At 42.9% G+C, this 12,533-nt stretch carries 6 protein-coding genes; all 6 read right to left on the reverse strand.

Annotation, left to right across the window (positions count from 1 at the left end; all coding sequences use genetic code 11):
- Positions 1 to 73 precede the first annotated feature (73 nt).
- The 6 genes from ACGHVY_RS16250 to ACGHVY_RS16275 all read right to left on the reverse strand — a co-directional run bounded on the left by ACGHVY_RS16250 (position 74) and on the right by ACGHVY_RS16275 (position 12,371).
- On the reverse strand, positions 74 to 2,635 hold the full coding sequence (locus ACGHVY_RS16250; protein WP_390599928.1) for a DUF4955 domain-containing protein: 2,562 nt from the start codon (positions 2,633 to 2,635) through the stop codon (positions 74 to 76).
- 13 nt (positions 2,636 to 2,648) lie between these two features.
- Complete coding sequence (locus ACGHVY_RS16255) at positions 2,649 to 4,646, reverse strand: PL29 family lyase N-terminal domain-containing protein (protein WP_390599929.1); 1,998 nt, start codon at positions 4,644 to 4,646, stop codon at positions 2,649 to 2,651.
- 38 nt (positions 4,647 to 4,684) lie between these two features.
- Positions 4,685 to 5,728 (reverse strand): DUF5017 domain-containing protein, encoded by a 1,044-nt coding sequence (locus tag ACGHVY_RS16260; RefSeq protein WP_390599931.1) that lies wholly within the window; start codon positions 5,726 to 5,728, stop codon positions 4,685 to 4,687.
- 33 nt (positions 5,729 to 5,761) lie between these two features.
- Positions 5,762 to 7,477 (reverse strand): RagB/SusD family nutrient uptake outer membrane protein, encoded by a 1,716-nt coding sequence (locus ACGHVY_RS16265; RefSeq protein ID WP_390599933.1) that lies wholly within the window; start codon positions 7,475 to 7,477, stop codon positions 5,762 to 5,764.
- A 39-nt stretch (positions 7,478 to 7,516) separates the two neighbouring features.
- On the reverse strand, positions 7,517 to 10,678 hold the full coding sequence (locus ACGHVY_RS16270) for a SusC/RagA family TonB-linked outer membrane protein (RefSeq protein ID WP_390600952.1): 3,162 nt from the start codon (positions 10,676 to 10,678) through the stop codon (positions 7,517 to 7,519).
- A 157-nt stretch (positions 10,679 to 10,835) separates the two neighbouring features.
- Positions 10,836 to 12,371 (reverse strand): sulfatase-like hydrolase/transferase, encoded by a 1,536-nt coding sequence (locus tag ACGHVY_RS16275; protein WP_390599934.1) that lies wholly within the window; start codon positions 12,369 to 12,371, stop codon positions 10,836 to 10,838.
- Positions 12,372 to 12,533 lie beyond the last annotated feature (162 nt).

The following is a 12,533-nucleotide window of genomic DNA, read 5'->3' on the forward strand; positions in this document are numbered from 1 at the left end:
TTTCGGGTGTTAAATTGATTAAAGTCTGATTTTCGTATGCGTTTTTATTTCAAAGGTTAGAAAAACTGTGTGTTTATTTTAATGCGTTCAACCATCCGGGGACATATCCCAAGCGATTGCGTAACTGTGCTTCGTAAAGAGAAAAAGGCTCTACCGCACCGTTATTATTGTTTTCGCTTCGCTTCATTTGTGACTCATTGAATTGAAGGGATTGTCCGTGGAAACCTACTACAATAGGCGGCAAGAATTTCCACCAGTATCCTTTTGCATCCCACCAGCTGAATTTACTTTCGGCATCAATATCTGCATCTGTCTGAGTATTTGTTGAGCAGAAGTTCCAGATAGTCAAATTCTCCATATGGTTAGGCATTTGTGCAGAGTCACCGCCTTGTCTCCAGTGCATGAATCCACCGGAGCAGCAGTCTATCAGTGTAGCACGTGGTTGTGTTGCATGCGATTCAAAACAGGAATCATCTCCCCATCTTACATTCCATATCACAGCACCCATGCTTTGCTTGGAGACACCACAAGCGTGATATTGTCCTACATTAGTTTGGTAAGTCCCCAATGTTTTATCCCCTTCGCCTTTATTGAGGGTATATCCGTCACTGTTTTCAATCACTTTTCCAATGAAGATGCGAGAAGAAGCTTGCGAACGGATGGCAGAATGACCGCGTTTACCGCCAATTTTGATGTCGTACGCTGAACAGTTGGCTGAATTGGTGATAGACATGGCTTCGCTGACACTTTCAAAGTTGACGCGGCGTATCCATGAGTTTGTCAGGCGGACAAAGTCAATAGGTTTGAATCCACCGTCGTGGATGGAGTTTTTATGGTGGACAAATTCTTCCACCGCATCACCTTTGAATGTAAGGTCTTCCACGCCCACGTTTTCATAATGGGGATATTTGTTGATTTTCCAACCCCATTCCTTGTTGATAGCATGCATGATGGGTTCTTTGAAAGTGATTGAATTACCACTGATTTTTTCTATTTGATGGTATTCATATATTTGTACACCATTCGTTTTGATATCAAGCACACCTCCATTGTTCACATTGATGTCTGTGTATTTATACGGAGCCAGTTCTGCGTTGATGACATCGTCATCAGTGTTTATCATTGTGAGGCATATCCAATCATTAGCCTTCAATCCACTTGTAGAATTCGCAGAGACGGTTTTGCTACCGATCGAAGCATCCGTGTTGATGTCAGTAATGTAACTCCAAGTGCTATAATGTTTAAATTCCATCATGACAGGGGCGTTCCACATTTGACTTTCACTTGCAGAGTTATTTGCCGCGGTCATCTCAATGATCGTTTTGTCCCTTCCGGCTCCTTTCAGTACGATATCGCCCATAGTCATATCAATAGTCTTATTCTTGGAGCTTTCATCTTGCAAGATGAAACTACCTTCCGGAAAGTAGATAATGGCCTTGGCATGTTCTTTCAGGAAGCGGATAGTACCGTTGTCGTCCTCTTTGTTATAAGTAGTGCCGGCAATATCTGCCAGCACTTTTAAGAAAGCTTCCCGATCGGATTTGTTGTCATTGGGGATTGCTCCATATTTAGGATCGGTTACATCATATACTTTATATCCTTGTGCCACTAATGTTTCCATATCGGGCGGAGCTGTCTCTCCCCGCATATATCCTGCGTAGGAGAAATCCAGCAATACATTTTTAGCATCACCGCTGAGGAACTCTGTCCAAGCAGTGGTAGCATTCGCATCAATTTCAGTGGTCAGAAGCTTCACTGGTAGTTTTACTACCCGGCAATAACCCTCTTTGGAGAATATTTTGATGTAAATCTGCTCTTCGTATTCTTTTCCTTGTATGTTCGTTTTGGGAGCAGTGACAATCAACTGTTTCTCCTGCAGGATGACACCCCATGTCTGGTTTTCGATAGTAGCGGTTTCTACGTTGGCTTGTTCTACTTCGAATATTTGTTTCTGTCCCAGACCAAAGGTGGCTATTCCTTCATATTTAATTGTCAGATGGAAATCTTTACCGTAAATAGGCACCTTCACTTCGCTGTTATCAGCACGTATGGTGAAGGTTATCTGTCCGGTAGCTTCGTCAATGGTCACATTACTGAATAATGAGCCATTATTGGCTACAGCCTGTGTTCCGTCAGCTATTTGATTATTTCCTAACTTTGTCCAAGTGTTGCCATTATCTGTCGAGATTAGCCAAAAACCATTTGTGTCTACTTTAAGTTTAGGAGTTATACCTTCATTTCCTGTTTCAGGGATAGCACTCACAGGCTTGTCGTTTACGAGCAATTCCGTAGTCATGTCGTTGATAGTGTATGCCCAGTTGCCTGATGCGTTGACGCTGAATAAAGGCATGTCGTTCATATCAACTTTACCACTGTACACTGTTACAGTTTCGCCATTACTAAGCTCTATGGTATAGTTGTCTTGTTCGTCCTTGCTATATCCCACTACCAGAACTTTGCCTTCAACCATCTGTTGATAGTTACTGATGTCCGAGTTCATCTGTTCTACGCTTGCTTCCAAATTGGCAACCCGTTCTTTCAGGTTGTCAATATCGGAGCGTAGTTCATCCCGTTCGTCGCACGAATAAAGTGCGACGAGAAGGGTGATACATATTAATGATATTATTTTTTTCATATTTCAGTCGGTATTAGTTTAGTGATGCACCGTATTCGGCATATTCGGCGCTTGGAATGAAGATACCATTAGCAAGGTCGAAAGTTCCGCCGTCGAACGGATTCTTACTTTCATTTGCGAAGAAACTGTTGCTTTGTCCACTTGGAACTGTACCAGCGAATGGTCTGAGTGTTGTTTTATAAGTATCTCCGTCTTTCTTGTCATAGCGAATGATTTTTTCGAAAGAGTAAGTTCCATCACCACCGTTAACGTTTATCAGTGTAGCTGGGTGTGCTTTATCGTCAGTGCCGGCATAGTTATAATAGAATAACAAGTTTGAATAACTGATATTGCCAATCAGTTTTCCAATTACAAGCGGTTGAGAATTTGAAATGAAATTGATAAATGTGTTATTGCTGATCGTGATAATATTGGGCATATCTTGATTAGCTGCGAAGAATATACATCCGTTGGTTGCATTTGTTTCAATTGTTGATGCCGCGTAAACAATATTGTTGTCGAATACTACTGATTCGCAAGTTGGTTTAACGGTGAAGCTAACTATACGAGTTGCTTTCCAGTTAGTAGCTGCTTTTATCTTTATAATATTTTTAACAAGCATGATTTGTTTGGTCACATTATCTTTATCTGGTGAAAGTGTGCAATTGATCAGATTTCGTCCTTCGTTGACAAATATTTCATTGTTAGTGAATATTACATTGGACAGAGTACCTACAACAGAAGATATATAGTTTTCCAAATTACTACCGTCAATATTCATGTTCATAACAATCAGCTCTTTTGTGTTGTCCAATCCGTTGATGGCAATAGGTTTGCTTAATACACATGTTGACTTTTGTGTAGAATTGTCTCCTATTAATATAAGACTCTTGATAGACGCTGTTGATGAGTATGTTATTTCCGCATCCGGTTGTATAAAGTAAACTCCTTCCTTGGTAATTTCTTTACTTTCGGATTGGGAAGTAATTAATGTTGCCTCTCCATAAGTTTCTTTTTGTATCTTTACTCCATTGATTTCCACAATACCTCCATTGTTATAAAGCTCATAATAGCTGTCAATCATCTCTACAGCTTTCACCTGAATCTTATCTACTGCCCAATTGGCTCCCTTATTAACTTGTACAGTTACATCGGAGTTATTGTCTGCTGTGGCGCGAGTATTGGCAGTGGCAGTTTTTGACGGAGCTGTAATGCTCAATGTAGCTGTATTGGTTGTTTTATCAACTTCGCTTACAGTAACCATCCATCCTGCCGGAGCGGTAGTTATAACATTTTCTCCTTTCACTTTAACTGTGGTGGTTGCAGTTTTACCGTAGCCAATTTCCCAGTATCCGTTTTTCATTCCGGTTTCCGGCTCTACTATTTCACACAATAGTTCTTTTACGATGGGAATAGAAATAGCCTCTGCTTGTCCTTTCAATTTGATTACAAAGAATTCACCGGTAGCATCTATACCCACTTCTTCAAAGAAAGAATCGGCACCGCTTCCTCCACTGGAAGAACCGTTACTTACAGCAGATACTCTGTTACCATTCACGTCAAGTACATCTTCCCAAATTACTCCGTCATAGCTTACTTGCCAGAAACTGCCCTCTTCTGTAAGTCGGAATTTGGGAGTTGCCCCATCATTGCCCGGAGTACCTACTGCTTGCACTGGCGTACCGTTCTGTTTGAGTACTTCACCGTTTACTACCCATTGTCCTTCATCATTCACTGTTATTTCCGGATATTTCACTTCTCCTTGAGCACCCTGTGTTAGTGTGATTGTTTCACCGTTACTTAGTTTCAGTGTATATGTACCATTAGTATTGCTCAGTTCCGTAATAGTCTGACCGCCTTCAAGCAGACGCTTGATAGCCGTCATATTGTCGTTCAGCAAAGTGACCTGTGCTTCTAAAGATTCTACACGACCTTTCAGATTGTCTACATCGTCTCTCAAATCGTCTGTGTCGCAAGCGGCTAATGCCAGCAACGCAAATGCGGTTAACAATAATGATTTAAAGTAATTCATAGATATATGTGTATTAGTTATTTATTAATCTGTTTTTATTATTCTACTACGTTTACTACCATGTGGTATGTAGTTGTAGACGAATGATCTATATTAGCATTTCTTGCAAGGAATGTAACATTGTAGATACCGATTTCATTATAGGTATAAGTGTATGTATCCAATCGTTGAGTGATATCCTTTATCTTCGTTCCTTGGTCAGGACTGCAAGAATTGACAGTAATCAGATCTGAAACCAACCAGCTATACTTCAAAGGATTGCCGGCATCAGTGCTATGAATGAAGAATGAACCGGCACCTATGCCTGTTAAATTCCAAATACCGGCTGTATTGTTGGTGACAGTTCCGTATTCGCGTTCATTTTTCATACTGGTTTGGTCTTTCAAATTCCATTTATTTTTCATGTTGATAGGAGTGAATCCGAAAGAGCCTGCAGAAAAATCGGCTTCTTGCCCGTTATTCATGACATTGGTAATATGCATTCTCTCAAAATACATTTTAGATTGTGCGGCAGTATTCTCAATGCCGCGATAGCAAATGGCAATAGCCATGCGTTTGCCCATATACTCGCTCATGTCATAACTGTAAGAGGTGGCCAAATCTGCATTACCTACTGATGCTACAGGATATTCAGACTGTGGAATGACTTCCTTCCACTTACCGTCTTTTTCAAACTGTTCCACTAGCAGAGAGTCAGCTTCATAGTTGTCTTTGTATAATCCGGTAAATTCGTCTGATATATAGACATGTTTCTCTATCATTGTACTTGGATTTCCGTATTGAAACCATATAGAGAAATTTAGTGTGGACGATTTTATCTGTGAAGGGTCAATCGTTTCCCGTTCGCGATATTGATATTTGCAGCCGGCTTCTCCGCTGAAGAATGTCAGGAAGTCCGGATCTCCCGAAAGAGTGAACTCTATCGGGCTACCTTTCTTTGCAGTTATAATCTGTCCGTCGAAACTTACGTTTTCGTTGGTCGTTACTTTTATGTTCAGACCTACTTCTTCATCGAGTCCGTCGTTACAGGCCGCAAAGAAGAGGCTTGCTATGCAGGTGCCTATGAGTTTATATGTTTTCATAATCTGTTAAGCTTTTATTCATGAATAATTTGATTACCAATTCGGGTTATTTTGCGTGATATAACTGTTCACAGCCATTTCTGCATCCGGAATCGGGAAATAATTGTATGTATCGGAGATGTTGAAGTATGTATATACATTGGTAGGTCCTTGGGTCCAGTTGTTACCGGATTGCGCCTCGGATACCAGTGCTCTCATATTTTTCACATATTCTCCCCAACGAATCAAGTCAAAACGGCGCGTGTATTCGAAGCAAAGCTCCATAGCACGTTCGTCTTTTACAGCCTGTCGGAATTCTGTTTGTGACAAGTCTTTCTGAAGTTCATCTAGTCCGGCACGTTTTCTCACTTCTTTCATACAATCGTAAGCTAGAGGTGTGGGACCGTCATTGGCTTCATTTTCTCCTTCTGCAATCATCAACAATACATCTGCATAACGCAGGATAGGGAAGTTGATTGACGTATAGTTCTTATCCTTTTTATCCGCTTCGTATTCACGGCGATATTTGGCGCACATCCGGCTGAAGTTCTTTGTTGCAGTCGTTTTCTCGATGTCACCTGCATATTGGTAAGACTGCGGACCATATTGTGCCATTACTTCCGCAAGTTTTCCCTGTTCAAATTCACGATGGGTTACTCCCGTATTCTTTCCTCCCGCTTCTTTATATTCGAACGGAGCAATGCTCCAATTGAAGCGTTGGGTATCACCGTTGTTCACATAGAGATTGTACAGTTTCGGAGTGCTGTATATGAAGGCATAAGCATATCCCGGGTCGGCGCTTCCTACTATGTCGCTCTTGGAAGACATGTCCGGACCGGCCAGTCCGATTATATTACCGATACGACCTTCGGCTTGTGTATCCGAGGTATTGTTTCCGGCAAATTCTGCTTCCCAGATACTTTCATTAGCAGTAGTATTATATTTATCTGAACATAGGTCAATAAAATAATCCCAGTAATGAGGGGCAAGTTTGTGTCCTGCCTCTCTAACTTTCTGTGCATAGAAACTGGCTTTCTCAAAGTAGTCTTTTGTTTCTGCCTGTGTGGCGTTTCTTTTTTCACGATAGTGTTCTCCTGCACGGAACAGGTATACACGTGCCAGCATACCCCAGGCTGTAGATTGGGAGATACGTCCCGGTTTGTAAGCCAGATCGGCGGCCGATTTCAGACCTGTATCTGCGGCATCTACCATTTCAGAAATGATAAAGTCGTAGATTACCTGCTTATCTGTACGCGCAATATTCAGATTGGTTACGCTTTGAGTAGAAACTGTCTTAAAAGGTACATCTCCCCAACATTCTACGAGGTTGAAATAGTAGAATGCACGTAAGAAACGGGCTTCGGCTATATATTGTTCCTTTACGCCTGTGGCAAATCCTTCAACTTGGTCAATGTTTTCCAGAAACATATTGGCACGGTTAATACCTGCGTAGAGTACATACCAGAATGATGTCACGGCATTGTCACTGGTAGTGGCATTGTTACAAATCAGTCCGGTGGAGGCTGGACCGCGTCCGCTACCTCCGTAGTGGGACAAATCGTCTCCTGCTACCAGATACATATAGTCACCGCCGTAGAATGTCGGTTGTGACAGTACCGAATAAATGCCGGTGAGGAATGAAGATGCTTCTTCGGGGGTATTGAAGTAGTTCTCCGGCGTAAGTTTGGTAGGTTCTTTCTCCAGAAAGTCACAGGATGCCATGGTGATACCTGCCAATAAAGTTATGATTGCTATTTTTAATGTTTTCATAATCAATTTCTTTTTCTAACTGTTAATATCATCTTCCATTTAGAATCCCAGGCTGACGCCAAAGCTGATAGAATAGGCTCTCGGATAAGAAGAATAATCCAAGCCGGGAGTCAGGGCACTGTTTCGTACGGATACTTCCGGATCATAGCCGGAGTAACCGGTACATGTCCACAAGTTTTGGGCGGCAACATAAATACGTGCTTTATCTATCTTCCATTTCTTCACGATTTTGTTTGGAAGTGTATATCCTATAGTTAAATTTTTCAGACGAAGGAATGAACCGTCTTCGATAATGCGTGAGGAAATGACACGGTTGGAAGCGGAGTTAGTAGCAGCAGGAATATCACTGGTCGGATTATCTGCTGTCCAGCGGTTTGCATAAGTTGCATACTGGTTCAATTCACGTGAGCGGTTGTTGGAACTTTCAAAGAACAGACGGTTGGCATTCATAATGTCATTGCCATACGACCATTGGAAGAAAATACTTAAATCGATTCCTTTATATTCGAGGTTGTTGGTGAAACCTCCTGTATGTATCGGCATTCCCCGGCCGATAATGGTACGGTCGTTGGAATCGACAACTCCGTCACCGTTGAGGTCGGCATATTTAGGCATACCCGGCTGTGTGTTCGTCTCCGTTGAGTAGTGAGGTACTCCGGACTTCAGACTGTATGAATTACCCGATTTATTGAAGTCTTCATATTTATAGGTTCCTTCGTAGATATAACCATACATAAGTCCCATTGGTAAACCGAGTTTGGCAATGTAACTTGATTGCCCGTTATAATTCTGGTCGAACTGTGCGGCAGTCAACAGTGCTGTTTGATTCTCGGATAGTGCCAGTACTTTATTCTTATTAAATGATATATTAAAGTTGGATGACCATTTGAAGTCACGTGTCTGAATATTAACTGTGTTCAAACTTAATTCCAAACCATCATTTCGTACTTTCCCTATATTTTTGGTTGCGCTGTAATAGCCGGAAGAATAGGGGAGAGAAGCGTTCAGCAACAAGTCGTGGGTAGTTTTACGATAGATATCCATAGTCACTCCGATGCGTTCGTTGAAGAATCCGAGGTCGAGACCTAAATTCCATTGTTCAGTCGTTTCCCATTTCAAGTCTTTATTTGGTAATGAGGTCGGAACTACGCCCGCATTGGTGGCATCATTGTCAAACGGATATACACCGCTTGGTATTGAATTAGTTAAAGAGTAAGAACCTACTCTTGATTTTAATACGGCAAGTAATGCATAGTAATCATATTCACCAATACGGTTATTTCCTGTAAGTCCCCAGCTTGCACGGATCTTACCGCTGGATAATATCTTTTTCACCGGTTTCATAAACTCTTCTTCCGTGAATGTCCAAGCCAGAGAAGCGGAAGGGAAGTATCCGTAACGGTTTTCTTTGTTAAACTTGGAAGAACCATCGGCACGGAATGAAACTGTGGCATAATACTTGGACATATAATTATAAGTCAGGCGTCCAAGGTAAGAAAGCATGGCCCATGACGATTTTGCAGAGGAAGTGGTACCTGCCTGTCCTTCGCTCATTCCGGCCATTCCGAGAGATTCGTTGGGGATATGGGTGGTACGGAAAGAGTAAATCTCATAGTCTGAATTTTGGAAAGTGATACCTGCCAATGCGTTGATGAAGTGCTTCTTCTGTATATTGGTCTGATAAGTCAGGGTGTTCTCATTCAACCATGTCAAGCGTTCCGAACGGGTAACTTGTGCATTTACCTTATCTGTAGAGGTCGGTCCACCGTAGCGTGTATTGGAGTTGTTGAACTGGTCTTGCTTGCGTGAATCGTAGGTATATCCGGCAGAAACTTTGAGTTTCAATCCTTTCATAACTTCATATTCTGCAAATCCGTTCATCTGAAGGTTATTGGTGTAATTCTTCCGGTATTCGTTCTTTAATGACAGAATTGGGTTGAAGCGATAGTCATTACTTGCATCTACAGAGTTGTCTGTCGCACTGTTCATCAAAACACTCAGCGGAGTGTCGGGTGAAGTTACCGGACGGTATCCCCAAACGCTATAGAAAAGGTTGTTCATACCACTATAAGAAGTGGCTGACGGTGTACTACCTGTCTGGATCGAGCGTGAGTAGTTGGCTGTCAGACTCATGTTCAGTTTACCACGGCGTACTACTGTATTCATACGTCCTTGCATACGTTCGTAACCTGTTTCCAGCAGTGTACCGTTTTGGTCGAAGTAAGAAAGGGAAGCATTGTAACGTACACCTTCCGTACCACCGGTCAGTCTCAAGGTGTGATTGTGTTGCCAGGCAGTACGGAAGATTTCGTCCTGCCAGTTGTATTGGTCAATGTTCCGGTAATCTTCCAGCGTCCATTGCTTGCCCTCATAGTTCATGAGGTAAGAACTGGCTGCGACTGTCGGATACATTTCATTTTGTAGTTTGACAAATTCGTAAGCGTCCATCATCGGAATGGTACGTGTGACGTTTTGTATGCCGACACTACCGTCATAAGACAATTGTGCACGTCCCACTTTACCTTTCTTCGTGGTGATGATTACAACTCCGTTGGCACCGCGTGCGCCATAGATGGCTGTGGCGGATGCATCTTTTAATACTTCCAGAGATTCGATATCGGAAGGATTCAGAGTACTGGCTGCAGAAGAGTCTTCAACGGGGAAGCCGTCAATGACGAATAACGGTGAGTTCTCCTGTGTCAGTGAATTATTACCACGGATGACAATATTCATATTGCTACCGGGCATCCCTTCACTTGAAGTTACATTTACGCCAGCAATACGTCCTCCTAATGCTTGATCGAATGAAGCAACCGGAGCAGTTAGTATGTCCTCCATATTTGCTTTCGCAACAGAACCAGTTAAGTCTCGGCGACGTACTTCCTGGTAGCCGACAACTACTACTTCGTCCAAAGTCTTTGTGTCCTCTTTTAATGTGATGACCATTGGCTTTTGTGTGTCTGCTTTTAGCTCGACAGTGACATATCCGATAAAGGAAATAACCAATGTTGCATTTTTGTTAGGTACGTTAAGAGCAAATTTTCCGTCAAGGTCGGTAATTGTTCCCTGTGAGGTGCCCTTAACTTGAACACTGGCTCCGGGAACACCTTCTCCTAAGTTATCTTTCACTGTACCTTTAACGAGTACTTGTGCAAGTACGAATGAAACAGAAAGCAGAAGCATCCCTATCATAGAGAACATCCTTTTTCTTGTTTGGTCGGATAGATGTTTTTTCATATATTAAAAATTAAGTGATTTTATTAAGTTTACGTTGGCAAAGATATGTTGATTAGTACTTATTCTATGGATAGAATTATTCAAGATTGATACAAAATAATACATATCTGTTCTTTGTTTTTTATTGTACTTTTATTGCATTAAGTAGCTCTGACAGCTCTTTTACAACCTCCGTATGCTGTGCGGCTACGTTCGTTTTCTCCGATGGATCGGATGATAAATCATAGAGTTGCGGCTGCTTGTCATTACCCAGTTCCATTTTCGTCCAAAACTCGATGGCAGGGCCGTCGCTCGGTTCGATGTACTTCCATTGACCTTTTATGATAGCAAGCGTATTGTTCAGGTTCTGCTGAACGATATAGTCACGGTCTGTATTGCTCTTGCCTAAAAGTACATTCAGGTGTTCTTGGCTGTCGGGTGCCGCTCCTTTTCGCAGAGGTTGGTTTAGGAGAGAGGCAAGCGATGCATATACGTCGATTTGAGAGAAAAGGGCCTGTTGTTTGTTTGGCTTTACTTTGGCGGGCCAGCGTACGATGAACGGGATGCGTGTACCTGCTTCATAAGCACTGTATTTACCGCCGCGGTAGATTCCCATCGGGGTATGTCCGTTGAGCAGTTCGTAAGCATGATCCTGATAGCCATCGTCAATAACAGGGCCGTTGTCGCTGGTGAAGATAAGGATCGTGTTGTCGGCGATGTTGAGGCTGTCCAGTGTGTGCATGATTTCTCCGATGGTCCAGTCCAGTTGCAGGATGACATCGCCACGGGTTCCGAGCCCGCTCTTTCCGGCGAAGCGCGGGTGGGGGATACGGGGGACATGTACGTCTTGTGTACCCATATATAAGAAGAAAGGTTCTTCCTGATGGGAAGCTATAAAATTCTTTGCTTTATCAGTGATGATGTCGGCAATATCCTCATCCTTCCAGAGGGCGGACTTCCCGCCGGTCATCCAGCCGATACGGGGAATACCGTTGATAATGGTATTATTGTGCCCTTGGCTGGGTTTCAGCTTCACAAGTTCCGGGTTTTCTTCTCCCGTAGGCCAGTCGCCTACCTTATGGTCGTAGCTGACGGTGATAGGGTCGTTAGGGTCAAGACCTACTACACGACCGTTTTCTACAAATACACAGGGGACGCGGTCTACGGTTGCGGGGATGATAAATTCATAGTCGAATCCGATGCTTTGTGTGTTCGGACTGATTGGGCTGTTGAAGTCGGTGCCGCCTTTCGGACCCAGTCCCAGATGCCATTTGCCGACTGCACCGGTAGCGTAACCGGCATCTTTCAACATATCGGCCATTGTGACACAGGCTGTGTCAATGATAAGTTCCGAGTTTCCCGGAGCAATACCGGTGTTCTCTTGTCTCCAGGGATACATACCGGTCAGGAGCCCGAAACGGGAGGGGGTACTGGTGGCTGAGGTGGCATAAGCATTGGTGAATTGTACTCCCTGCCCTGCCAGTCGGTCAATATTAGGAGTGCTCACTTTAGTTGCTCCATAGCAGCTCAGGTCGCCGATGCCGAGGTCGTCTGCGAATATATAAATAATGTTGGGCTTTTGACCGTTTTGTCTATTGCTCTTTTGGGCTGCGTGGTTGCATCCGGTCAGCATCGCGATGCCGGGCAATAACGGAAGTAGACGTGAAACGTTTCTCATAATGTTGTATTTTAGAGGTGATATTAGATGCACAAAGATAAATGGTTGGAGAAATATGAATGAGTAGTAACGTACAAGTGAAGTACAAAATTGTACACTGCTGTACCAATTGGAGAATATTTCCTTTGGCACAGCAGTGTCTGCTTAATGCATAATTATTTG

Source organism: Bacteroides sp. f07 (assembly GCF_042854785.1).
Lineage (GTDB): Bacteria > Bacteroidota > Bacteroidia > Bacteroidales > Bacteroidaceae > Bacteroides.